Origin of the sequence: Halobacillus kuroshimensis DSM 18393 (assembly GCF_000425705.1) — a bacterium.
Taxonomy (GTDB): domain Bacteria; phylum Bacillota; class Bacilli; order Bacillales; family Halobacillaceae; genus Halobacillus; species Halobacillus kuroshimensis.
Window position 1 is genome coordinate 71,863 of sequence record NZ_AUDY01000015.1, and the last position, 22,780, is coordinate 94,642.

A 22,780-nucleotide genomic window follows, 5' to 3' on the forward strand; every position below is an offset into this window, starting at 1 on the left:
GGACAATGTCTATACAAAAACACCGCCCGGACTATACCGTACCTGCAACAGCCTATGTTGTCTGAATGTCCTGCAGACCACAGGCTTCACACACAAAAAGGTGAACACATTCATCCTGAAGGGAGGAATCGATATCACCATCAACAAGATCTGTATAGGTAAGATCCAGATAAGGGCTGTATTCATCTAGAAAATCAGTCACCCTTCCCTGATCCTTCATCCTTCCCTCACACTTAGGGCAGGAGCGCTGCGTTTCTCCCCACCCGTTACAAAGCCCGCATTCGTACATAATTTGTCCACTTCTTTCACAAAAATAAAGAGGAAGGGCGCACCCTTCCTCCTTCGTCACACGTATTTATTTTTGGTATCCACCGAACTGCTGTTCAGCCATTTGTACAAGACGCTTAGTGATTTCTCCACCTACAGAACCGTTAGCACGTGCTGTAGAATCTGGACCAAGCTGTACGCCGAACTCTTGAGCGATTTCATATTTCATTTGGTCTAGAGCTTGTTGTACACCAGGTACAACCAACTCGTTTGAACTGTTGTTGTTAGCCATGTGTCTCACCTCCTGTCCTGTGTAATCGTAGTATGGGTCGGAGGTTTTGTTTTTATGTCAAAAAAGATAGTGGTAATTAATGGAGAAAAACAACAGACACATGGCTGGATTCCTTTTACTTGGCGTTTGGTTTTGTCATGGCTTTTGGATCTACATAATCCTCGAACTGCTCTTCGGTCAAAATACCGAGCTCCACAGCTGTTTCTTTCAACGTCTGGTCTTTTTCAAACGCTGTTTTTGCTATTTTCGCGGCATTCTCATAACCGATATGAGGATTCAAAGCCGTGACCAGCATCAGGGAATCACGCAGATATTTTTCAATCTGTTCATGGTTCGGCTCAAGGCCGCTGACACAACGCTCATCAAAGGAAACCATGCTGTCAGCGAGAAGCTGGGCGGACTGAAGGAAATTATGAGCAATCACCGGCTTGAATACATTCAATTCAAAGTTCCCCTGACTGGCAGCAAAACCGATAGTAGCGTCATTTCCCATGACCTGAGCCGCAACCATCGTGACGGCTTCACTTTGTGTCGGGTTCACTTTGCCAGGCATGATGGAACTTCCAGGTTCATTCGCCGGAATCGTTATTTCTCCAATGCCGCAGCGCGGACCGCTCGCAAGCCAGCGGACATCATTGGCGATTTTCATCATATCCGCAGCCAGAGCTTTCAAAGCTCCGTGCGTATGTACAAGTTCATCATGGGATGTGAGGGCATGAAATTTATTCGGTGCTGAAACAAACCCTTTGCCGGTCAATGCATTGATTTCAGCAACAACCTGTTCTGAAAAATCTTCATGCGCATTCAGACCTGTCCCGACAGCCGTGCCGCCGATAGCAAGTTCTTTCACATATTCACTGCTCTCGATCAGCATCTTCTCCGTCTTTTCAAGCATACGGTGCCAGCCGCTGATTTCCTGCCCAAGCGTAAGAGGTGTCGCATCCTGAAGATGGGTTCGGCCGATTTTCACAATATGATTAAACGCTTCCATTTTTTCTTGCAGCGTGTGCTTCAACTGAGTGAGTGCAGGTAGGACAACATCCTCCACTTTACGAACGGAAGCGATATGCATCGCTGTAGGATACGTATCATTTGAGCTTTGTGATTTGTTGACATCGTCATTCGGGTGAAGACGGGTCTCACTCCCTTTCGCTTCCAGCCACTGATTCCCCACATAGGCGATGACTTCGTTCACGTTCATATTCGACTGCGTGCCGCTGCCGGTCTGCCAGACCACTAACGGAAAATGTTCATCCAGCTCACCTGCAATGATTTGGTCCGCAGCATAGCCTACAGCCTCCGCCTTTTCCTCCTCTAAAAGTCCAAGAGCGGCATTGGCTTTCGCTGCGCTCTTCTTCAAGATGGCAAAGCCTTCGATGACTTCCTTCGGCATTTTTTCATCACCGATCGGGAAATTCTCTTTACTTCGCTGCGTTTGTGCGCCCCAATATTTTTCACTTGGCACATGAATTTCACCAATTGTATCTTTCTCCACGCGGTAATCCATGAAAAATCCTCCCTTTTCAGTTCTTTCTATGCTCTTTCATTGTATCAAGAATCTTTTGAACAATCACCTGAATGACGGGTGTTTTTGACAAATTTCCACGTTTCCATTTCTGATTATTTACATTTTTCAGATAATAGTCTATACTTAGGCTATCAAGCACAGGTTAAGCAAACCTCGCTTGACTTCTCAAGTGGGTATAAAGTGGTGAAAAGAGCCTTGGAACGGCTCTTTTTTTTGCTTTGAAACAGGAGGTAACGACCAGGCCGAACATTTGGTCTCACACTCTATTTAATGATGAACTTTGTGAGAGGGTTGCCTCCCATCCCCTGCTCCGTGCAGCACCGAACAGGAACAGTCTGCATATGGGCGCCAAGGGTCCGGCCCCTTTCTTTAAAACGAAAAACATAAAAAAACGTTTCTTGGAAGCTGTATAATTACTGACGGCACCGGGAAAGGGTGCGGGCAGCGCAACGATTAAAACAGCGGCTGACTGGGAATAGCCCCAATAACTCGCTGCAACCAGCGATTGTACTCCTTTCGCTGCCACGTCATAATAGAACACAGGCAGCACAGCAGCCACAATGGTGGTGGCAGACGCTGAGTTCCCAAAATTATATAAAACCCAGCTGCGCACAGATTTTTTCGTGTCAGCCATCCTCCCCGCACTCTTTTTAATCCTGTGAAAAGCAGAAGAAAAGAGCGGAAAGGTTTCTTGATAGAAAAATTTACAAACATTTGAGGTGATCCATATGAAAATAGCCGTAATCGGTGGAACAGGCCGTGTAAGTACCCATTTCATCCGCCATGCCCTAAGCAGGGGCCATGAAATAAAAGCATTGGTCAGGAACATTCATAAAGCAGAAGAAATGCTGGAAGGGGCAGAACTTGTCCAAGGAGATGCAAGGAATCAGGAAGATATCAGAAAGACGCTGACAGACTGTGAAGTCGTGTTCTGCGGATTAAGTACGGATAAGTCCGATACCCTCACAACAGCCGTCCCGCTTCTGACGGATGAAATGGAGCGTCAAAGCTTGAAAAGGCTGGTGACAATCGGGACCGCCGGGATCCTCGACAGCCGCTTTGAGGATGGAAAGTACAGGTTCGAAAGTTCGGAATCCAAACGGAGTAAAACGTTCGCGGCAGAAGAACATGCCGGGGTTTACCAGCATTTACAAAAAACCACACTCGAATGGACGATTGTCTGTCCGACCTACCTGCCTGAAGGAGACGTTCAAGGCGGCGTCCGCTTTGAACTGGATAGGCTTCCGGAGGATGGTAAAAAAGTGACCACCGGAGATACGGCCGTCTTCGCCTACCATACGCTTATAAACGACCAATTTTTGCAAAAACGTGTCGGCATCTGCTATTAAAAAAGAAGCCGTTTCCCATCGGGAAACGGCTTTCTGTTATTCTGTCTCATTGACCGGCTCGTAACCGAAGAATTCCTCTAAGGTCACCTGCTGTTCATGTACCTCTGCCGCTGCTTCTTTACCAACATAGCGAAGATGCCACGGTTCATATTTATAACCGGTAATATCGTTGTTTCCCTCCTGATAACGGACGACAAACCCATATTCATAAGCATGGTCCGCCACCCATTCGCCTTCCGGGGTATCACCGAAAGCCTGGGTCAGTTTAAACGCCATTTCTGCCGAAGTCACATCCATCGCCAGACCTGTCTGGTGTTCACTTGTTCCCGGACTCGCAGAAAACGTATCGGTTTCTTCTTTCCCATACACTTCTACGTTCCGTTCATAAATTTCTTTCTGACGTTCATACGAACGATAGCCTGATGCGGCTACAAGTCCAAGCCCTGCTTGGTCCGCTCCTTCAAAAAGCTCCTCCAGCGCATCAGCCGCCTCCTGCCTTAACTGCTTTTTCGGATGGTCTTCTTCAAAGGAAAACGGCACATCCGGTACGGTTAAATCCGGAGGAGCATAGCCGTCTGGAAGTTTCCGCTGTTTGTTGACGACGACTTCGACACTTTCAGGATCACCGACTTCAATCATTCCGTTGGATAAGACGGTATCCTCATTTTGAGGCGCCTCTCCTGATGCTGGTGTACCTTCTTTTTCATCCTGCTGTGCGGTGGATGAGGCAGGTGCTTCCTCTGCCTTATGGTCATCCGAACTAAGAGGATTGTTGGAACACCCGGTTAATGCGGCCCCTATCAAGGCCATGGTAAGTATTTTTTTCACTCTAATTCCCTTCCTACTTTCAAAGATGCTGTAACAACTATAACATTGTCAGGAAGAAGTTGTATATCCACATCTCTACCTAATAACAGGTCTGTGACATGCCATATAAAAAAGCCGCTGTCACTCCAGCGGCTGTGCTTTATTCCCATGTGAACGGCTGATACTGCAGGCTGAGCCGGTCGAACGCTTCCCGGTCGCCGCTGTCGATAGCCTGGTTGATTTCTCTATCTAAACGATCCTTATTGAATTGATAGCTGAGGTGATCCAAAAGCAGACGCGAGGCTAGTTGGATTCCAAAAGACAGTTCTCTCTTTGCCGTAATCTCTTTCCCTTTGTAACCGGGGTTCCGACGAATAACGTAATTGATCTTTTGCTTTCTCATGAGATTACCCCCTTCATGCTTTTTTTCATTATGCAGGATTTACTAGAAGAACGCAACAAGTTTTCTGAATATTTAGTTATATCATTCCCCGATTTCTACTTTCATAAACCTGCTGAACCGCTTGTTTACTAGGGAGACCGCACACACAACCGTCTGATATTTTTTTGAACTTTCTATTTCCTGTGTCCGTATATATAAAAAAAGGACGCAGCTTAACGTCTGCGTCCTCCCTCTTTTCCTTATTCTGTGAATTTACCCGCAATTTCAAGAGTACGGTTGACCTGGTGGCGGACAGCTGCTTCCACATCTTCTTTCATATTGCCTTCCCCGTCTACACTGACACTCGTTCCGTATGGATTTCCTCCAGCTCCAAATACCGCATCATTGGTGTATCCTGGAGTGGCAATAATGGAACCCCAGTGGAACATCGTTGTGTAAAAGTTGAGAAGGGTGGATTCCTGACCGCCATGAGGATTCTGTGCAGATGTCATTGCACTGATGACTTTGTTTACAAGCTTCCCTTGGAACCATAATCCGCCGGCCTGGTCCATAAATTGTTTAATCTGCGCCGGCACATTTCCAAAGCGGGTCGGCATGCTGAAGATAACAGCATCTGCCCAGTCCAGATCATCAACAGTAGCTTCAGGTACAACATCTTTGGTAGCTAAGTAGTGGTCCTTCCAAGCGGGATTCTGCTCTATAGCTTCCATCGGAGCAAGTTCAGGGACACGGATGAGCTTCACTTCTGCATCGGTTTTCTGTGCTTCCTCTTCCGCCCACTTGGCCATTTTGTAGTTCGTTCCTGTAGAACTGTAATAAATAATCGCAAGTTTCACCTCAGCCATTTCTTATCTCTCCTTTAATGAATTTCGAATTTTATGATTTTCATTGTTGCTATTCCCCCACTTCATTTATTTAAAACTAAAGAATCTCCAAATCGAGATTATCCTTAATTTGACCTCAGGCAATGTACATGCATGAGGGAAGCTTTTTTTCTCTGGACTCACCAATGACCGTTTTGGTAAGCTAAAACATGCTGTAAAACAGAGGATGGAGGTGACAGGCGGATGAGTGAATACGAAAATTTAAAGAGAGGCGAACGGGGAGCCTGGGTCAGTATCATTGCCTACCTTGTTCTGGCTTCTGTCAAGCTGCTGGTCGCCTATACCGGAGAGTCTGAAGCTTTACGGGCGGACGGCTTGAATAATACGACGGATGTAGTCGCCTCCATCGCTGTACTCGTCGGACTGAAAATATCTCGCAAGCCCCCTGATGAGGACCATCATTACGGACATTTCCGCGCAGAGACGATTGCCTCTTTGATTGCCGCCTTCATTATGATGACTGTCGGAATCGAGGTCATTATAGGAACCGTGCAGGACCTCATTCATCAAGAAACAAGCCAGCCGTCGCTTTTGACTGCCTGGACCGCTCTGGGAGCTGCCGGAGTCATGTTCGGCGTCTACCGCTATAACTTAAATCTCTCACAAAAAGTGAACAGCCCCTCCCTCTATGCGGCCGCACAGGACAACCGATCCGACGCGCTTGTCAGTATCGGAGCCTGTATAGGTATTTTCGGGGCCCAACTCGGCCTCTTCTGGCTCGATCCTCTGGCTGGCTTTATCGTCGGTTTGATCATCTGCAAGACAGCCTGGGACATCTTCAAGGAAGCCACCCACAGTTTGACCGATGGTTATGAGGAAGGACAGATTGAACATATTCGTACAACGATTTCCGGCCATCCAGACGTCTGGGCCGTTAAAGATGTGAAGGCAAGGTTACAGGGCAGTCAGACGCTTGTTGAAGCAACCATTCACGTAGACCCTCACATTACGATCCAGCAGGGTCACGAAATTACGGATGAAGTGGAGGCCCTCTTAAAGAAAGAGAATGACATCCGGTATGCCCATATCCACATTGAACCTTACGAAGAATAAAAGCTCCCGCCTGTCATCTCCAGGCGGGAGCTTTTCCTATACCGTCAGCGCTTCTTCCAGTGTATGGAGATCTTTCCACCCATACGCCGTTTCTTCATAGGTACCTTGACCAATCGTCACTTTTTCTGCTTCTACGGGGTCCGCTCCATACTTTATGTAAAACTGACTGGACGGATTCCGGGTCAACACCCAGACAAGAAGCGATTGATAACCAGCCTCCCCCATTCCACGTACAAAAGTCTGCAGCAGTATTTTTCCATACCCTCTCCCCTGATACTCATCAAGGAGATAGATGGCGTAGATTTCTCCGTCATACCCATAGTTCTTCGTCCGCTCTTTCCCCCCGGAAACGAAACCAACCACCTGTCCTTCATCATTTTCGATGACGAAGGCAATCTGACCATTCAAAGGTTTTCGTAGAATGGTTTCCCATAATGTGATCCTATGCTCAAGCGTTGTATTACTGATATCCCTTTCATCAATCAGATCCTTATATGTGGATTTCCAGCTCTTCACATGAATGTCCGCTATAGTCGCGGCATCTTCAAAACGCGCTTCTCTGACACGAGGCATTCCGTTCACCTTCTTCTTATTTATTTTCTTTATTGTAACAAAAAGATGATGCTCCGTACGGCATCATCTCTTTGTTCACAATTATCGACACGAAAAACTGGAGATCCTGCGTGTATCGAACCCCGAATAAACCCACTGCTGCTGACCGGGACGCCAGCGATAACCCGCTACAGATGTTCTTCCAATGTAGGTTGGATAAAACCAGAACGACCTTCCATTGACAAGACGGATCCATGTATAACGGTATAAACAGCCATACAGGGAGCCGGGGTCAACGGCATACAACTCTGCTCCCTGTCCTCCGGATGGAGGTGCTGGAGGTGGAGGCGGGAGCATTCCGCCGGGCCCCCCAGGTCCGCCCGGTCCACCTGGCCCACCGCCGGGTCCTCCAGGTGGAGGCCCTTGGGGCGGCTGACCACCAGGTCCTCCTCCAGGAAATCCGAAGATCTGCCCAAAAGGAAAGCCAAATTGTCGATGCATAACGATCAATTCCTTTCTCGGAAGTATCCCTATACGATATGCATCCACTGGGCGGGTGTGCTTATACCGTTAATAGAAAAACAGTCCCGATGGCTCCCAGAACTACAAAGATGATATGTATATTCAGCCAGGCCAGCAGCACAGCAGCAAGACCCGCGGCGACCCCTACCTGCGGAGCATCCGGTTTCACTGTCAGGATGCCGGGAAAAATGAGCGCTCCTAAAGCTGCGTACGGGATGGCGTTTAACCATCGATCCACCCAGCGTGGAAAAGTAGCAAAATCCACAATGAACGCAGGCAGAAATCTGGGAACAGCTGTAACGACGGCCATCCCAATAATCATCCAGATGATCATGATTCCTCCTCCTCTCCTAGAATCCAAATCCCGCTCAGACCACCGGCAAGCGTGCCGGCAACAATGGCCCACCCTTGATTCATCCCCATCCTTTGACAGAGATAATTAATGAGAAGAGCGGTTACAGCGATCATGGCAATCCGCCCATTTCTTTTTACGGAAGGGATTAAGAGCCCGATGAACATCGCATAAAGAGCTACACCCATGCTGTCACTCAGCCTTGCAGGAATCACATCACCAAGCACCCCTCCTAAAAAGGATCCTCCCACCCAGGATGCGTAGGCAGTCAACATAAGGGATGCGTAAAAATAAGCGCCATAAGGTTCAGCAGCTTCCTTTTTGTAGAGGGTGGAAACCGTAAACGTTTCATCTGTCAGCCCAAGGGTTAACGGTAGCTTGGCGCGAAGAGCCATCGTTTTCAACCGGTTCACGAAGGAAAGCCCCATCACGAAATGGCGGAAATTCAAAACAAACACTGCCGTAACAATTTCAACAAACCCTGTCCCGGCAGCAACCATTCCAACAGCGAGAAACTGGGCAGCTCCAGCAAACACGAGCACGCTCATCAATGTCAATTCCAAATTCGTCATGCCGGATTGTCCAGCGAGCACCCCATACGTCAAAGCTACTGGCAGGTAACCGAGCATAATAGGGAAGCCGGCCGTGATTCCTCTCTGTACCATATGCATCCGTGAAGAGGCATGGGAGTTTTTTAAAGCATGGGTTTCCATAGGGCACCTCCTTTCTAAAATTTCCACTATTATACCCAATTGGAGCGGATGATGGAAAGATTTTTCAATGAAAAAATGTTGACATCGCGTTAGTGCTCTTATATTATAAATGCAACTTACTTCATTACTGAAAAGCGTTTAAGCAAAGAAGATTTTTTGTATCAAGTACTCCGCAGTAAAAGGCAGTCAGACAGCCAGCAGAGACCGGATGGATGGTGAAAATCCGGGCCGGCTTCCTTTGAATTACAGGGTACGGTTCAAATGATACAACCACAAGAGCGGGTAAAGAAACGTTTCTTTACCAATAAGGGTGGTACCGCGGAGCGATGCTTCGTCCCTTTCTTTGGGACGGAGCTTTTTTGTATGGATTAGAGGAGGAAGAAACATGTTTCATTTACAGCCAAAACAACTGCCATCATTGGTAGAATCCATAGTTATGCTCGTTCTGACTATTGGAGTAATCAGTTATTTCATCATCTCCCTGCAGACCGTTCCACATATCCCGATTCTTTTAGGCATTCTCTTTATGCTTACGTATGGTTTATTAAAGAAAAAATCCTTTAAAGACCTGCAGTACGGAATGACTCAGGGCGCGCAGACAGGAATGGGAGCGGTACTCCTGTTCTTCGTCATCGGTATCCTTATATCCAGCTGGATGGCCGCGGGTACCATTCCTGTCCTTATGGAAGCCGGATTTACGATTGCGGACGGCCCTTGGTTCCTGGCCATTATTTTTGCCGTTACGGCTGTCATCGGTGTGGCTCTCGGAAGCTCTTTCACGACAGCTGCTACCGTCGGTGTGGCCTTTATCGGCGTGGCCGAATCCATGGACGCCTCCCTTGCAATGACTGCAGGAGCCGTCGTCTCGGGCGCATTTTTCGGAGACAAGATGTCACCGCTCTCTGATACAACCAACCTTGCTTCCACTGTTGTAAAAGTGGACTTGTTCGATCACATTAAAAATATGGCTTGGACAACAATCCCCGCCTTCATCATCACGTTCATTCTGTTCATCTTCCTATCTCCGGACAGAAACCCGGATGTTGAACAGCTCGATAACTTCCAAAACGGCCTGGCTGCCTCAGGACTGATGCACTGGACATCCTGGATTCCAGTCATTGTCCTCGTTGCCATGACCATGACCAAGCGTCCAGCCTTTATTTCTCTGGCTGTCAGCAGTCTGACAGCTACGGTTCTGGCCGGGTTTAGAGAAGTCCTGCCGTGGACGGCTTTATGGCAGACATGGTTCAGTGGATTCGAAGGAAGCACAGAGATGGAAGTCGTCAATGAACTACTCACAAGGGGCGGGATGAACAGTATGCTCTTTACGGTTTCCCTTGTGATTTTAGCACTGGCGCTCGGCGGTTTGTTCTTCGTCACCGGAGTCATTCCCGCCATCCTGACTCGTGTACAGGATTCACTGAAATCCGCAAGATCAGCGACACTTTCCACCGCATTTACAGCGATCGGCATCAACATCGCGATTGGTGAACAATACCTTTCCATCCTGTTGACAGGGGAAGCCTATCAGGATGTATACGAAAAAGCGGGACTCGCACGTAAAAACCTGTCCAGGACTCTGGAGGATGCAGGAACAGTCATTAACCCTCTTGTCCCATGGAGTGTATGTGGTGTATTCCTTTCCGGTGTGCTGGGAGTACCGGTTCTTGATTACCTTCCATTTGCATTCTTCTGTCTGTTATCCCCAATCCTTACCATCTTGTACGGATTGACAGGAAAAACGATAGCTCCGGCAGCCACTCAGTCTTATCATAAAGCGAACTAATCGGAAGCGCCTCATTCCTATGAGGCGCTTCCACTTTTAAAGCTGGAATAGGAAAAAATGAATCATCTACGGACAGCGGAAGGAAACACAGCTATATGAAAACAGAGACGTATCCATTAGAGGATACGTCCTTTTTCTATTGCATAATCCGCAGGATAATTCCTCACACTAACCAGTAGAGAATCCGAAAGGGGTGACAGGTGTGGACCAGGAGCAGCATGGAGAACAGCAGGATCATCATTTAGATATGGAGCAGGCAGAAGCTGAACAAGTTCTTGACGATGTCGCCTTTTACCGTACGTTGATTGTCAATGTCATCTTTATAGGAAAAGAACAGACCGATGACTGGGTCCTTGTCGACTGTGGAATCAGCCATTACAGCAGAAGGATCATAGCGGCTGCGGAAAAACGCTATGGATCCAGGCCTCCAAAAGCGATCGTCTTGACCCACGGCCATTTCGATCATGTAGGTTCAGCAAAAAAACTGGCAGACCATTGGAATGTCCCCATTTTTATTCACCCAATGGAAATGGATTATGTGACCAATCAACGGGATTACCCTGTCGGTGATGCCACAGTTGGTGGAGGATTTTTTGCTTTGATTTCCCCATTCTTCCCTACACATCAGCCGGATTTGAGCCGCTATATCCATGCCATACCGAACGACGGGAAACTTCCCTCCCTCCCTGACTGGCAGGTCATTCACACTCCCGGTCACACACCGGGGCATGTCGCATTATACCGTCCGCACGACGGCACCCTTCTCGCTGGAGATGCCTTTATTACTGTAAAACAGGAATCCAGTATGGCCGTTTTCATCCAGCATCAGCATGTTCATGGACCCCCGGCCTACTTTACGCACAATTGGGAGGAAGCTGAAAAATCCGTACAGAAGTTAGCTGCCTTGAACCCGGTCACCGCGATCACCGGACACGGACTTCCTATGGGAGGGGAAGACCTCAGCCATCAGCTCAAGGAGCTCGCGTCCAATTTCCGCGAGCTGGCTGTTCCTAAGCATAAACGAAAGCTTCACTAGACGACGAGCTTATCCGAGCTCGTCATTTTCCTTTTGCAGGACATTCGTCAACTTTTCCAGCCCCTCCAGCAGTCTGGGGCTTGGACGGCAGAATAATGATTCCTCCAGGACATAGATCCTGTCGTTTTTTACAGCCTTCATGTCCAGCCACCCCGGACGTTTCCTAAGAAGATCCGGGTTCATTTTCTCTTCCTTCACCCCCACCCATACCATGCAGATATGGTCAGGATTACGATTCTTGACTTCATCCCAGTCCGTTTGAAAACTGGCCGTATCCTGATCTGCAAAGACATTTTCAGCTCCGGCCAGACGGCTGATTTCGGTCAACCAGTTCTTTCCACCCGGAGTGAAAACCGGCTTGGGCCACCATTCCCAGTACAACACAGGCTTGATCTCAGCAAGAGAAGCCTTTTCCTTCAAACGATCCAATTCATCCCTGTACGCATCCGCTCTATGATCAGCTTCCTCTCCCATCCCGAGCTCCCGGCCGACACGGCGGACGTCCTCCCCAATCTCTGACAGGCTGTTGGAATCGATGATGATATAAGGAAGTCCGGCTTTTTCAAGCCCTTCAATATTTTTTTCCATGCCCGGTACAGACAGCGAAGCCAGAACCAAGTCCGGCTTCAGCTCTGCTGTTTTTTGTATATCTATGGATAAATCAGGGCCGAGCTTCGGAAGCTTCCTGATTTCCTCCGGATAATCAGAATAATTATCGACACCAACCAACAGGTGGGTCTGATTCAGATAGGCGACAATTTCAGTATTGCTTGGACATATCGACACGATTCTCACTTTTCCACCCCTATTAACAGAATTGTCTGATGTTTCATTTTCTTTTATTATAGCTTATATTTAATGTATGGAAAAAGAAAGAAAGGGATGAGCCCATGACCACGACACTCCTTGATTCAACAAACGGAATAGTGGAATTTACATATATCGGAGAAGGTCCTCCTGTGCTGCTGCTCAAAGGCGGCCACTGCAGTAGAGATACAGATTTATCCCACAGCAGTCTCGTATATGAAGGATTTTCACTGCTGACGATTTCACGGCCTGGTTACGACTACACAGAACCCTCGACAGGACGAACTCCGGACGAATTCGCAGATACAATCGTTGAGGTGCTTGATTATTTACGTTTGGAACGCGTCCATGTCATTGCTGTATCGGCAGCAGGGCCAAGCGGAATCGCTCTAGCTTCCCGCTACCCGCAGAGGGTGGACCGGCTTGTCCTCGAAGCAGCGCTGACGGGGGCATGGGATCGAAAGACCCGGAGAAAGGCATTGATGATGTTCGGCCCCGCAGAAAAAATGGTCACAGGCAGCCTCAAGTTTATGCTTAAGCTTTTCCCTGACCTTGTCATGAAACAGCTTCTTGCTGATATGACCACCGAAGATGTGGAGGATTACCTCAAGCATTTATCGGCCAATGACCGGCGCTTCATCTATGATATGCTCGCCACCTCCCAGCCCGGCAGAGGCTTTATCCTTGACCTTGACCATGATGTAACAAACCTGGATGAGCTGAATGTACCTGTTCTCGGCATGTACTCTCAAAAAGACCGGAGCGTCCCTTATACAAACGCTCTGCTGTTGAAATCGACGGTACCCGATTGTGAAATCTACGAGGTCAATGCTGACAGTCATTTAATCTGGATTGGAAAAGATGCTCATGATGTTTGGAATAAACGGCTGGAATTTCTAAATCAATCCTAAAACATTCGGAGGGATCACCATGGATGATGTAAGGTGCTCACAAATGCTGGATCGTTTCTTAACGTTTTATGACCAGGCTTATCGAGAACCCCCTCATAAGCGTCATGAATTATGGATGGAATATTATGATTTCCCTCATACACCACCGGGGTATCAACAAGGCCAGCTCGCAAAGGAAATGGTGGAGTATGCCTGGAACAAGTACTATTACGTCTATGATAAAATTCAATATTTCGATATCAGTCCGCTGGAATTGAATGGGCACGTGGATCATATTAAACAAATTCTGCACAGCACCACCTACGTTGATGTAAACGTTCTCTTTTTTGTCGGAACATTTGAAACGGATCCTTTCATCATCCAGGAAAATCATCAATACATTCTCTGCTTCCCTGTCGAACTCCCCGGTGGTCAGACGCGCTTGATTCAGGAGCTTGCCAGGGTCGTTCACTGCCGCCAGTCCGGACTCGCCCCCAGCCATACACGTACCCTCGGACAGTTGATCTTTCAGGAGGGGCTGGCCATCCACACGACATTGGAGGTGCTGGAGGAAAGCGGGATATCAGATCCTTACTTCAGCTGGGATGAAGAAAACTGCAGCCGCGAACCGAACCGGGTCATGATGAACATACAGCCCCATCTGCACCGCACAGATTACGAGGCCCTCTACTCCTTTACCAAAGGTACCGGTGCGTCAGGATTTGAAAAAGAAGCCAATTACACAGGGTGGCTTGTCATCCAGCACCTTCTCGAGCAGGGAAAGCCGTTGTATGAACTGGCCCGCATAGCCCCTGAGGAAGTCGATACTCTTGTGGAGCGTTCCCTGCTTTCATTAATGAACCAGGCCTATATGACCCAGCCCCAGGAGTAAAAAGGAACTTTTTCGTAATAGGGCTTTCATTCCTTTTGCCCATCTGTTATACTATGGTTAATTATTCGTTGTTCGATGAGTGTCATGCAAGAGAAGATGTATCGCAAGATGTCGTCTTGATGGACTTGAATGAGCAAGAATAGTAATACAATGTGGAGTTTCTCCACGCAGGAGGTTTTTGTACATGGTCGAAGGTACAGTAAAATGGTTTAACGCAGAAAAAGGTTTCGGTTTCATTGAAGTAGAAGGTCAAGACGACGTCTTCGTACACTTCTCCGCTATTCAAGAAGAAGGTTTCAAAACTCTTGAAGAAGGTCAAGTCGTAACTTTCGAAATTGAAGAAGGTCAGCGTGGACCACAAGCAGCTAACGTTCAAAAATAAGAACGTATAAAAAACTCCCCTTTCGAGGGGAGTTTTTTTATGTCTTGTTTTTAAAATAAGGCTTTGTTATTGCTTGGTGTTGTTATTTAACATGTGAGCTCAGATCACCCCTTTCTGTCATGGGATTTGTATGAGGCGGCCTTGGGAATGACTCCCTTTCCGTGGGGTACCGTGAGCCTCCTCAGGCAGCGCCTTCCGGGGTCTCACGATGCACCTTCATCCCACAGGAGTCCCGCCATTCCCAAGGCCGCCTCTTCAAAGAAGGGTAGTTAGAAAGGACATAACCGAAGTCCGTTACACCACTACGAAAGGGATGGCAGGGAAAACAGGTAGACTCCTGCGGGAAAAAGGAACAAGGTGAGACCCCGGAGAACGAAGTTCGAGGAGGCTCATCGTTCCCCGCGGAAAGCGGACGGTTTTCCCTGCCATCCCATGCTCTGAGTAAATAGCGGACCGGACCCCTAATTCCAGACGGAAACGATTTAGTAATCCGTTTAAAATATCAACCACAGACTTTAACAGAGGTTAAAATAAAAAAGGAACAGCTCACAGCTGTTCCCTTTTTATTTATTCATCTCCCTGCTCAGTCAAGATGACAGGGCCTTCTTTTGTAATGGCTACTGTATGTTCATACTGTGCGGATAACGTCCCATCAACCGTTCGTGCCGTCCAATTGTTCTCATCCATCTGACTTGCCCAGTCTCCAATGTTAATCATCGGCTCGATGGTAATGACCATTCCCTCTTTCAGACGTGCTCCTTTGCCGGCAGCACCGAAGTGAGGAATATAAGGATCTTCGTGGATCGATTCACCGATTCCGTGTCCTGTGAAGTCGCGGACAACCGAATACCCTTCTCCTTCCGCATAGGCCTGGATCGCATGGCCGATATCACCGATTCGTTTACCCGGTACAGCCTGCTCGATTCCTTTATAAAGAGATGTTTTCGTTACATCCATCAGTTTTTGAGCTTCTTCGCTGATTTCTCCCACCGCATGTGTCCAGGCGGAGTCAGCCAGGTAGCCATTTAAGTTGACGACCATATCGATGGTTACGATATCGCCTTCCTTCAACTTCTCATCGCGTGGGAATCCGTGGCAGATTTCGTCATTGATGGATGCGCATGTTGTAAATTCGTACCCTTGATATCCTTTCTGCTCTCCGGTAGCCCCGCGTTCAGCTAGATATTTTTCCACGAAGTTTTCGACTTCCATCGTTGTGACACCCGGCTTTATGAAGGTGCGCAATTGTTTATGGACATCAGCCAGCAGCTTCCCTGCCTCGTGCATGTTTTCAATTTCTCTTTGACTCTTACGTTTAATCATAGTGATACAATCCTCTCTTTTTTCTTATTACGTATGCAAGTATCCCTCTGTATGATAACGAAAAAATACCGCCAAAACTACCCCGGAGCCTTATTCGACTGTCCTGATGACCTTTGCAGGGCTGCCGGCGGCGAAGACATTATCCGGGAGATCCTTAGTGACAACCGCCCCTGAACCAATCACGACATTGCTTCCAATGGTAACCCCCGGGTTGATAATCGCTCCTCCTCCGATCCACACATCATCACCGATGGTAATCGGCCGGCCTGACTCCAGCCCTTTTGCTCTCGTTTCCCGATCCATAGGGTGAAGAGCTGTGTACAGCTGTACGTTTGGTCCAATCAAGACACGGTTTCCCACCGTAATTGGACATATATCTAAAAAGATACAATTGAAATTAGCAAAGAACCCATCACCTACATGAATATTGTAACCATAATCACAGTAAAAAGGCGGTTCGAGGGACATCTCCCCGGCAATTGTTCCAAACAGGTCTTCGATCAGCTGACGGCGGTAATGCTCCTCTGTATTCTTCGTCTGATTCAACGCATGGGTGATTTGTCTGGCGCGCGACCTTTCCATCACCAGCTCATCGTCCCACGGTTGATACAACTCGCCCATTAACATTTTTTCCTTCTCCGACATGCCATCCCTCCTGTAGTCCTGATGTCTTTACTTTACCATAGTTTTCGGCTAGGCTAGGAACAACAAAAGGAGGCAAAGCCCATGGAGACGCGCGAATTGAACCGTTCAGATGCAGAAGCCTACTTTGAGTTAAGACTCGAAGCTCTGCTTACAAACCCGGACGCTTTTATTACGACCTACGAACAGGAAAAGCAGAAACCGAACCCGATCGAAACGACCGCGGAACGGCTGGAGAGTAAAGACACCAGGACCTTCGGACTTTTTTCAGGAGAAAAACTGGCAGGGGTAGTTACACTGGTACGGGAAACACACCCGAAGTTCAGACATAAAGCATCCATCGTTGCGATGTACATCACACCGGAGGTAAGGCGGACTGGAGGAGCCATGCTTCTGCTGGAAGAACTGATCCAGCATGCCCGGGCAGTGGAAGTCGAAGTCCTTCACCTCAGCGTTGTTACAGAAAACACCCCGGCAAGAGAGCTGTATCGAAAGCTCGGTTTTCAATGCTGGGGCGTGGAGAAGCAAGCGATCAAACTCCCCACAGGTTATTTAGATGAGGAGCATTATGAACTTTTTCTGTAAAATTGAAACGGATAAAAGCTACCGTTCGTATACCATTCATAAGCTCCTGAAAAAGGAAGGGATGGAATGATTGAAATCAAGCAGGCAACCAAAAACTTCGCCGGCAAAGCAGCCGTCAAGGACTTGAATTTGACGGTGCCGGACGGGAAAATTTTCGGCTTTCTCGGTCCCAACGGTGCAGGAAAGTCGACAACGATCAAAATGATGACGGGGATCCTGCCCTTGGATGCAGGCTCCATATCCATGAACGGCGTGGATATCAGCACAGACCCTATGAAAGCCAAGCATCAGTTCGGCTATGTTCCGGACCGCTCAGACATTTTTCTCCGGTTAAAGGGAATGGAATACTTGAATTTTATCGGAGATGTTTTTGATGTACCGCCAAACGTCCGAAAAGAGAAAATTGAATACTTAACGAAAAGCTTCGACATCTATGAAGCACTGAATGACCAGATTCATACATATTCGCACGGGATGCGTCAGAAAATCGTTGTCAGTGGTGTACTTCTGCATGATCCTGATGTTTGGATTCTTGACGAGCCGTTAACCGGCCTTGATCCTAAGTCTTCCTATACTTTGAAAGAAATGATGCGGGAACACGCAGCCAAAGGAAAGACCGTCTTTTTCTCCACCCATGTGCTGGAAGTCGTCGAACAGTTATGTGACGAGGTGGCTATTATCAACAAAGGACATGTTCAATTCAGAGGAAGTATGAAAGAAATGAAGCAGCAGTTTCAAGAGGACAACAACCTTGAGAAGCTGTTTTTGGAGCTGACACAAAATGAGTAACACGTGGAAGCTGATGAAGTTGATGGTGAAGATGCAGTTATCCTTCGCTCACCGCAGTACAGCAGAAAAAACAGGCTACCTCATCTTAGCAGTCATCATGATCCCCTTCGGGCTGTTGATTCTTACACTGTTGAACGAACTGATCGCAGCCATGTATGCCGCCTTCAGCCCGACAGGGGATGAAGCGGTCATCCTTGGGGTTTTATTTGTCTTAATGACCGTTTTTTACTGTTTTATCAGCATAGGTACGGTTTTATCATCTTTTTATTTTGCAGAGGATGTGGAATCGTTTGTACCACTCCCCTTTCACCCTTATCAAATAGCAGCCGGAAAAGCAGCCGTTCCATTTCTGTCCCTTTACGGGGTGAATGCGGTCATTCTGCTCCCCGGGCTTGCGTTTTACGGTCTCCACAGCGGTGCGGGACTGCTTTATTACAGCTCCGCCTTACTTGTGTGGCTTCTGCTTCCGGTGCTTCCCTTTGTTTTGACTGCCATTGCCATCATGTTCATGATGCGTTTTGTCAATATCTCGAAAAACAAGGACCGAAGCAAAGTCATTGCTGGACTTCTTGGTTTTGGATTTGTTATCGGAATCAATGTTGTGATCCGTCTGGAGGGCGGCAGTCAGAATATGTATCAATTGGCGGCCGGACAGGGGGACCTGCTCGGATTAGTGACGAAGTTTTTCCCTACTGCTTATATAAGCAGTTCAGCCCTCGCCGCCCCTGCGTCCATTCAGGGCATCCTTTTTCTCGTATTGATGACCGCACTATCCGCAGGAGGGATTGCTCTCTTCTTCACTATCGGCCAGAAGCTTTATTTCAAAGGCGTACTCGGTTTATCCGGTGGAAAAAGGAACACGTTCACTGAGGATACAGTCGAAGTTTATGTGAAGAAAAAGCCTTTGATCTACAGTCTCTTCAGAAAAGAAGTCCTGTTGATTTTACGCACCCCCACCTTTTTCACCCAAGTCTTTGTGCAAAGTTTGATTCTGCCTGTATTGGCCATTGTTCTGATCATCATGGAAATGGATGGACCGCTAGGGGGAGCAGGCCCACAGCTGGCAGAAATGAATGGAAAATTCGTCATTCTGGCCTCTGTCGGTCTTTCAGTAGTTGTTTTCGGATCGAACCCCGCTTCCATCTCTTCGATTTCAAGGGATGGGAAAAGCTGGTTCAATCATCTGTATCTGCCTATTCCACCTTCAAAGGTAATCATGAGTAAAATGCTGACGGCCTATCTGCTGAATGCCATCTCCTTGGTTATTTTGAGCGCAGCCGCTTTATGGGTCATAAAAATCCCTCTGTCAATCTGGACAGCGTGGTTCATCCTGTCCCTCCTCATAAGCTGGATTGCCTCTGCCGCCGGCGTGATGGTGGATCTATACAGCCCCAAGCTGGACTGGACAGATGAGCGTGAAGTATTCAAGGGGCGTTTCATCGGAATTGTTCCCCTCGCCATTGAAGCCCTTGTCTTCGGAGTGATTTTAGTGATTGTGTGGAATATCAACAGTCTGCAGGGTCTTTGGCCGGTAACAGGCGCATTATTGATCATCTTTCTGCTGCTGGTGTTTCTTATGCAGACGGCCATGAGGAAGTTAACAGAACGACGCTACCACAACCTGCTGTAAGCAAAAAAACAGGCAGAAGAGACCGCCTCTTCTGCCTGTTTTTATTTCACTATCATAACTGGGCATTTGGCCCGTTTAGCCACCTTGTGACTGACACTGCCAAGAACCATTTCCTGAAGAGCATTCAATCCCCGGCTGCCGATGATGACGATATCAAAGGCATGATCATTGGCGTAATGAACGATGGTTGGCCCGGGTTCTCCATGACGGATGACAATTTCGTAAGAGATATCTTTCCCCTGGAGGACGTCTTCGATCGGCTCCAGTCTTTCTTTCCTCTTCTGATCGATCACTGTTTTATCTCCTTGTGTCAGGACATCGGTTTTAGACTGGTCGACATCGACCACATAAATGATGGTGATCTTTGCTCCCATCTGCAGTCCGGCAAGCTCTGCCGCTCGTTCTGCTGTACGTATGGAATGCTCAGACCCATCGGCCGCAATCAATATGTTTTTATACATGACCGCTTCCCCCTTTTTTCATCATTTTACCATGGAATGTGAAGCCCATGTAAATAATTGAAGATACGCACCCTCCCCCATATATTGGAACCCCCGCTTCAGAAAAAATTACGGCTACAGACAAATAAGAGTTTCATAGAGATATTTGAAGAATAAAAGAGAAAAAAGTTTATTTATGCGCTTACATGGGGTTATGTTAATCCTTCGATAGGTGATATAATCTGAACGTTCTTGCCGGAATTACGTATTGCCAAGGGTAATACAGACAAAATTTAAGAGAGAGGTGCGCAATTGAACACACAAACATTAAAACAACAATGGTTTGGAAACGTAAAAAACGATGTGCTTTCAGGTATGGTCGTCGCCATGGCCCTTGTTCCTGAAGCGATCGCTTTCTCTATCATCGCTGGAGTCGACCCCATGGTAGGATTGTACGCTTCCTTCTGTATCGCTGTTGTCATTGCTTTTGTAGGGGGACGGCCTGGAATGGTTTCGGCCGCAACAGGAGCGATGGCTGTGCTTATGGTGACGCTTGTGAAGGATCACGGACTTGAATACCTGCTGGCCGCCACTATTCTGACAGGTATCCTGCAGTTTATTCTTGGTGCCTTAAGAATCGGACAGTTCATGAAATTCATCCCGAGATCGGTGATGATCGGTTTCGTAAACGCCCTGGCCATCTTGATTTTCTCGTCCCAGCTGATTCACTTTGATGGCGCAGGACTTGCTATGTACGCCATGGTTGCCGGGTCTCTTGCTATCATTTATCTTCTGCCAAGGTTTACAAAAGCTGTCCCATCTCCGCTTGTTGCCATCGTCGTCATGACGATTATTGCCGTAACAACAGGAGCCGGGTTTAAGACCGTTGGAGATATGGGAGAACTATCAAGCACGCTTCCAATCTTCCTTGTACCTGATATTCCAGTAAACTTTGAGACGCTGCAGATCATTTTCCCGATATCGCTGGCTCTCGCCTTTGTAGGACTTCTTGAGTCACTGCTTACAGCTCAGATTGTCGATGATATGACAGATACTGTAAGTGATAAGAACAAAGAAGCCCGCGGACAGGGCATGGCCAACGTCGTTTCCGGTCTGTTCGGCGGAATGGCCGGATGTGCGATGATTGGACAATCGGTCATCAACGTATCCTCAGGAGGACGCGGCCGTTTATCCACACTGGTGGCCGGTGTCTTCATGATGACATTGATTATTGCCTTTAATGATCTTCTTGTACAGATTCCAATGGCTGTGCTTGTCGGTATTATGATCATGGTGTCCGTGGGAACCTTCGACTGGAGTGCCTTGACGAGACTTCATAAAACACCGGTCACAGACACGGTCGTAATGGTAGTGACCGTTGGAACCGTTGTTTACACCCATGACCTTTCCAAAGGCGTACTGGCTGGTGTCATCTTGAGCGCTATCTTCTTTGTGTCCAAGATTTCCAAAGTCCACGTCGAAGAACATGTTGAAGAAACAACAAGCAGGATTGTTTATCACGTATCCGGACAAGTCTTTTTCGCTTCAACGGACAGCCTGCTGAAGCATTTCGACTTTAATGTAAAAGCCGATACGGTCCGGATTGATTTCACTGATGCCCATGTATGGGATGACTCAGCCGTAGCTGCGATTGATAAACTTGTCCTGAAGTTCAGAGAACAGGACAAAGAAGTAGAAATCGCCGGGCTCAACAAAGACAGCTCCCAGCTTGTCAAAAAGCTGGCGGTCCATCATAAAGCGGATGCTTCCCTATCCAATCATTAAACAGAAGAATCCGCTGCAAAGTGAAAAGCAGGCATTGATGTACATCAATGCCTGCTTTTTCTTTTTTTCCACTCACTCCGGAGAACCGCGTAGACGGACGAATCCCTCCAAGCGCCTTTCACAAAAATATCCTCCCTCAGCGTCCCCTCTTTAACCATTCCGATTTTCTCGAGCACCCGCTGGGACGCTTTATTTTCCGGACTGCTCAGTGCTGTAACGCGATGTAGACCGCACACGTCAAAACTGTACGCCAGCATCAGACGACAGGCTTCTGTCGCGTATCCCTGTCCCCAGTAATGATGGTGAATGATAAATCCAATTTCACCGACACCATCCCAGTCCTTGATATTCAACTCAATATTTCCAATCACCTGATCTGCGGCCTTTTCCACAACCGCAAATACATAACGCGAGCGGTGTTTCTGCCTGGCGTCAATCAGGACCTGACGGACAAAAAATTTGCTGTCTGTTTCTGTGTGCGGCCCCCAGGGCTGGTATTTAACGGTATCCGGATCTGAAGCGTAGGGATGGAATTCCTCCCAGTCTTCCGGGAGAACCTCACGGAGATAGAGGCGCCTCCCTTCTGCCGTTACCTGAATCCCACGATCATCCGACGGAGTCAGATCAAACGGTATTCTGGTGTTCGTCATACGTTTGTCCTGAACGCATCCATCCATGCCCGGGGATGTTCTTTCACTAAAAATGTCCGCACGCCTTTCATGGTATGAAGGTAAAGAAATCCCGAGCCCTGGGAAAATTCCTTGTAGGACACATCATGGACGTCCTTAAGCTGGAACGTTTCATCCGGGCATACGACTGAATCCTCATATAATTCCAGGCTTTCCTCCCTTTCTTCATAAAGCTGTTGATTATTACGGATGGTCCGTGTTTTAACAATGACGGGATGAGCACAAATCACACCAATCGTCCCTTCTCTATTTTGTCTGTCTCCATTATACACGACTCCTCTTCGGTTTTAGGATTGAAGCAATTCTGCTTTTCATCCCTCTTGATTTGTATTAGGATGGTAAAGGTGTTTTTGAACAACCTAAGAACAACTGGAGGAACATC

Annotated in this window: 28 protein-coding genes; 12 read left to right on the top strand and 16 right to left on the bottom strand. The window is 47.7% G+C overall.

The annotated features are described in order from the left end of the window. Positions 1 to 52: 52 nt before the first annotated feature. The 4 genes from H615_RS22435 to H615_RS0118645 all read right to left on the bottom strand — a co-directional run bounded on the left by H615_RS22435 (position 53) and on the right by H615_RS0118645 (position 2,721). Positions 53 to 202: a hypothetical protein gene (locus tag H615_RS22435; RefSeq protein ID WP_156896528.1), complete on the bottom strand. Its 150-nt coding sequence runs from the start codon at positions 200 to 202 to the stop codon at positions 53 to 55. A gap of 153 nt (positions 203 to 355) precedes the next feature. Beyond that, complete coding sequence (locus H615_RS0118635) at positions 356 to 559, bottom strand: alpha/beta-type small acid-soluble spore protein (protein ID WP_027956559.1); 204 nt, start codon at positions 557 to 559, stop codon at positions 356 to 358. Positions 560 to 674: 115 nt separating this feature from the next. Then, entirely contained in the window at positions 675 to 2,066 is a 1,392-nt protein-coding gene (gene fumC / locus H615_RS0118640) for a class II fumarate hydratase (RefSeq protein ID WP_027956560.1), read from the bottom strand. Positions 2,067 to 2,343: 277 nt separating this feature from the next. Continuing rightward, positions 2,344 to 2,721, bottom strand: coding sequence for an MFS transporter (locus H615_RS0118645; RefSeq protein ID WP_027956561.1), 378 nt, complete (start codon positions 2,719 to 2,721; stop codon positions 2,344 to 2,346). 94 nt (positions 2,722 to 2,815) lie between these two features. Here H615_RS0118645 and H615_RS0118650 point away from each other — a divergent pair, with 94 nt between their 5' ends. After that, positions 2,816 to 3,436 carry an NAD(P)-dependent oxidoreductase gene (locus H615_RS0118650; protein ID WP_027956562.1) on the top strand — a complete coding sequence of 207 codons (621 nt, stop codon included), beginning with the start codon at positions 2,816 to 2,818 and terminating at the stop codon, positions 3,434 to 3,436. A gap of 36 nt (positions 3,437 to 3,472) precedes the next feature. On the opposite strand, the gene H615_RS0118655 is transcribed toward H615_RS0118650, so the two are convergent. The 3 genes from H615_RS0118655 to wrbA all read right to left on the bottom strand — a co-directional run bounded on the left by H615_RS0118655 (position 3,473) and on the right by wrbA (position 5,491). Continuing rightward, on the bottom strand, positions 3,473 to 4,264 hold the full coding sequence (locus tag H615_RS0118655; RefSeq protein ID WP_027956563.1) for a M15 family metallopeptidase: 792 nt from the start codon (positions 4,262 to 4,264) through the stop codon (positions 3,473 to 3,475). Between the two features lie 139 nt (positions 4,265 to 4,403). Then, a complete protein-coding gene (locus H615_RS0118660; protein ID WP_027956564.1) occupies positions 4,404 to 4,646 on the bottom strand; it encodes an IDEAL domain-containing protein in 243 nt (80 codons plus the stop codon). A 239-nt stretch (positions 4,647 to 4,885) separates the two neighbouring features. Next, positions 4,886 to 5,491: an NAD(P)H:quinone oxidoreductase type IV gene (gene wrbA, locus H615_RS0118665; RefSeq protein ID WP_027956565.1), complete on the bottom strand. Its 606-nt coding sequence runs from the start codon at positions 5,489 to 5,491 to the stop codon at positions 4,886 to 4,888. 222 nt (positions 5,492 to 5,713) lie between these two features. Between wrbA and H615_RS0118670 the strand changes: the two genes are divergently transcribed. Next, complete coding sequence (locus H615_RS0118670; RefSeq protein ID WP_027956566.1) at positions 5,714 to 6,583, top strand: cation diffusion facilitator family transporter; 870 nt, start codon at positions 5,714 to 5,716, stop codon at positions 6,581 to 6,583. A 36-nt stretch (positions 6,584 to 6,619) separates the two neighbouring features. Here H615_RS0118670 and H615_RS0118675 read toward each other — a convergent pair whose 3' ends face one another. Beyond that, complete coding sequence (locus tag H615_RS0118675) at positions 6,620 to 7,156, bottom strand: GNAT family N-acetyltransferase (protein WP_027956567.1); 537 nt, start codon at positions 7,154 to 7,156, stop codon at positions 6,620 to 6,622. Positions 7,157 to 7,389: 233 nt separating this feature from the next. On the opposite strand from H615_RS0118675, the gene H615_RS22920 reads away from it, so the two are divergent. Then, a complete protein-coding gene (locus H615_RS22920) occupies positions 7,390 to 7,638 on the top strand; it encodes a hypothetical protein (protein WP_156896529.1) in 249 nt (82 codons plus the stop codon). Between the two features lie 59 nt (positions 7,639 to 7,697). Here the strand turns inward: H615_RS22920 and H615_RS0118685 are convergent, their stop codons facing one another. Beyond that, positions 7,698 to 7,991 carry an AzlD domain-containing protein gene (locus H615_RS0118685; protein WP_027956568.1) on the bottom strand — a complete coding sequence of 98 codons (294 nt, stop codon included), beginning with the start codon at positions 7,989 to 7,991 and terminating at the stop codon, positions 7,698 to 7,700. Beyond that, positions 7,988 to 8,722 carry an AzlC family ABC transporter permease gene (locus tag H615_RS0118690; RefSeq protein WP_027956569.1) on the bottom strand — a complete coding sequence of 245 codons (735 nt, stop codon included), beginning with the start codon at positions 8,720 to 8,722 and terminating at the stop codon, positions 7,988 to 7,990. The genes H615_RS0118685 and H615_RS0118690 overlap by 4 nt, the downstream gene beginning before the upstream one ends. A 385-nt stretch (positions 8,723 to 9,107) precedes the next feature. Here H615_RS0118690 and nhaC point away from each other — a divergent pair, with 385 nt between their 5' ends. Continuing rightward, positions 9,108 to 10,508, top strand: a complete 1,401-nt coding sequence (nhaC, locus tag H615_RS0118695; RefSeq protein ID WP_027956570.1) for a Na+/H+ antiporter NhaC — start codon at positions 9,108 to 9,110, stop codon at positions 10,506 to 10,508. Between the two features lie 202 nt (positions 10,509 to 10,710). Then, positions 10,711 to 11,544 (top strand): MBL fold metallo-hydrolase, encoded by an 834-nt coding sequence (locus tag H615_RS0118700; RefSeq protein WP_027956571.1) that lies wholly within the window; start codon positions 10,711 to 10,713, stop codon positions 11,542 to 11,544. A 9-nt stretch (positions 11,545 to 11,553) separates the two neighbouring features. On the opposite strand, the gene H615_RS0118705 is transcribed toward H615_RS0118700, so the two are convergent. Continuing rightward, positions 11,554 to 12,339: a cobalamin-binding protein gene (locus tag H615_RS0118705; protein ID WP_027956572.1), complete on the bottom strand. Its 786-nt coding sequence runs from the start codon at positions 12,337 to 12,339 to the stop codon at positions 11,554 to 11,556. Between the two features lie 95 nt (positions 12,340 to 12,434). Between H615_RS0118705 and H615_RS0118710 the strand changes: the two genes are divergently transcribed. From H615_RS0118710 to H615_RS0118720, 3 genes are all read left to right on the top strand, one after another. Continuing rightward, the gene (locus tag H615_RS0118710) at positions 12,435 to 13,262 is read left to right on the top strand and encodes an alpha/beta fold hydrolase (RefSeq protein ID WP_027956573.1); all 828 of its coding nucleotides are present in this window, start codon (positions 12,435 to 12,437) and stop codon (positions 13,260 to 13,262) included. Between the two features lie 19 nt (positions 13,263 to 13,281). After that, complete coding sequence (locus H615_RS0118715; protein ID WP_027956574.1) at positions 13,282 to 14,133, top strand: hypothetical protein; 852 nt, start codon at positions 13,282 to 13,284, stop codon at positions 14,131 to 14,133. Positions 14,134 to 14,317: 184 nt separating this feature from the next. Continuing rightward, complete coding sequence (locus H615_RS0118720) at positions 14,318 to 14,515, top strand: cold-shock protein (RefSeq protein WP_008634702.1); 198 nt, start codon at positions 14,318 to 14,320, stop codon at positions 14,513 to 14,515. 567 nt (positions 14,516 to 15,082) lie between these two features. Here the strand turns inward: H615_RS0118720 and map are convergent. Together map and H615_RS0118730 are read right to left on the bottom strand one after the other, a co-directional pair. Continuing rightward, entirely contained in the window at positions 15,083 to 15,838 is a 756-nt protein-coding gene (gene map, locus H615_RS0118725; protein WP_027956575.1) for a type I methionyl aminopeptidase, read from the bottom strand. 90 nt (positions 15,839 to 15,928) lie between these two features. Beyond that, positions 15,929 to 16,483: a sugar O-acetyltransferase gene (locus tag H615_RS0118730; protein WP_027956576.1), complete on the bottom strand. Its 555-nt coding sequence runs from the start codon at positions 16,481 to 16,483 to the stop codon at positions 15,929 to 15,931. A gap of 81 nt (positions 16,484 to 16,564) precedes the next feature. Between H615_RS0118730 and H615_RS0118735 the strand changes: the two genes are divergently transcribed. From H615_RS0118735 to H615_RS0118750, 3 genes are all read left to right on the top strand, one after another. After that, positions 16,565 to 17,065 (top strand): GNAT family N-acetyltransferase, encoded by a 501-nt coding sequence (locus H615_RS0118735; RefSeq protein ID WP_027956577.1) that lies wholly within the window; start codon positions 16,565 to 16,567, stop codon positions 17,063 to 17,065. Positions 17,066 to 17,131: 66 nt separating this feature from the next. Further along, entirely contained in the window at positions 17,132 to 17,854 is a 723-nt protein-coding gene (locus tag H615_RS0118745; protein WP_027956578.1) for an ABC transporter ATP-binding protein, read from the top strand. Next, positions 17,847 to 19,484, top strand: coding sequence for a putative ABC transporter permease subunit (locus H615_RS0118750; protein ID WP_027956579.1), 1,638 nt, complete (start codon positions 17,847 to 17,849; stop codon positions 19,482 to 19,484). Before H615_RS0118745 ends, H615_RS0118750 begins: the two co-directional genes overlap by 8 nt. Positions 19,485 to 19,525: 41 nt before the next feature. Here H615_RS0118750 and H615_RS0118755 read toward each other — a convergent pair whose 3' ends face one another. Beyond that, entirely contained in the window at positions 19,526 to 19,945 is a 420-nt protein-coding gene (locus tag H615_RS0118755) for a universal stress protein (protein WP_027956580.1), read from the bottom strand. A 291-nt stretch (positions 19,946 to 20,236) separates the two neighbouring features. Between H615_RS0118755 and H615_RS0118760 the strand changes: the two genes are divergently transcribed. Beyond that, positions 20,237 to 21,709, top strand: a complete 1,473-nt coding sequence (locus H615_RS0118760) for a SulP family inorganic anion transporter (RefSeq protein WP_027956581.1) — start codon at positions 20,237 to 20,239, stop codon at positions 21,707 to 21,709. Between the two features lie 44 nt (positions 21,710 to 21,753). On the opposite strand, the gene H615_RS0118765 is transcribed toward H615_RS0118760, so the two are convergent. Both H615_RS0118765 and H615_RS0118770 read right to left on the bottom strand, forming a co-directional pair. Then, positions 21,754 to 22,359 carry a GNAT family N-acetyltransferase gene (locus H615_RS0118765; protein WP_244877775.1) on the bottom strand — a complete coding sequence of 202 codons (606 nt, stop codon included), beginning with the start codon at positions 22,357 to 22,359 and terminating at the stop codon, positions 21,754 to 21,756. Further along, positions 22,356 to 22,670: a hypothetical protein gene (locus H615_RS0118770; protein ID WP_242520525.1), complete on the bottom strand. Its 315-nt coding sequence runs from the start codon at positions 22,668 to 22,670 to the stop codon at positions 22,356 to 22,358. Before H615_RS0118770 ends, H615_RS0118765 begins: the two co-directional genes overlap by 4 nt. Positions 22,671 to 22,780 lie beyond the last annotated feature (110 nt).